The following is a 723-nucleotide window of genomic DNA, read 5'->3' as shown; positions in this document are numbered from 1 at the left end:
GATTTCAAAGAGGGCGATGCCCGGTGCAATGTCCGTGTGTTTGAACGGTACAGCATGATGGGCGGCAACCGCCTGAGTCTGACACTGACCATGTTCCAGAATGGAGATAGCCCGATTCGGCTGTCTGCAATTACAGCGGGCGGCAGTCAAGCGGTGTTCTTCAAGGTGAACACCCTCGGAGAAGAATCTTTTCTGGACGATGTAAAGGACCTGCTGGAAGAAATTTTGGAGGAGTAAAATGTTTTTTGGATGGTTTGACGCTATATTCAGCTTCATTTTCCCAATCCTGTTCCTGCTTTTTATTGGAATGTTTTTCTTTGCTCTAATTTCAAATCTCCGCACATGGAACAAAAACAACCACTCGCCGCGGCTTACCGTTCCGGCAACAGTGGTAGCAAAGCGCACCGATGTTTCGCATTCCAGCAGTGCCAATGCCGGAGATATGTCCGGTGCGCACGGATACGACACTAGCACATTTACATCGTACTATGTGACTTTTCAGGTGGAGAGCGGCGACCGGATGGAATTTGAAGTGGACGGAAGCGATTATGGTCTGCTCGTGCAGGGCGACATCGGAAAGCTGAGTTTTCAGGGCACCCGCTATCTTGGGTTTGAGCGGAGCTAAGTGTTTCTTACATTATATAGTATGGAGTGCTGTATGAACGATCTATTTATCCAAGGGCTGACCATCGACTGGAACAGAGTTCGCCCATACAATTATGT

Annotated in this window: 2 protein-coding genes; both read left to right on the top strand. The window is 48.5% G+C overall.

What is annotated here, in order from left to right:
- Window positions 1-237, top strand: a 237-nt coding sequence (locus tag DWY76_RS13775) for a DUF6054 family protein (RefSeq protein WP_120081607.1), incomplete at its 5' end; no start/stop codon positions are given.
- 1 nt (window position 238) lies between these two features.
- The gene (locus DWY76_RS13770; RefSeq protein ID WP_015536783.1) at window positions 239-625 is read left to right on the top strand and encodes a DUF2500 domain-containing protein; all 387 of its coding nucleotides are present in this window, start codon (window positions 239-241) and stop codon (window positions 623-625) included.
- The last annotated feature ends 98 nt before the right edge of the window (window positions 626-723 follow it).

The organism is Faecalibacterium sp. AF27-11BH, assembly GCF_003603005.1.
In the GTDB taxonomy this organism is placed as follows: Bacteria; Bacillota; Clostridia; order Oscillospirales; family Ruminococcaceae; genus Faecalibacterium; species Faecalibacterium taiwanense.
Note: the sequence above shows the minus strand (reverse complement) of the source record. Positions and strands in the feature narration are given on the sequence as shown.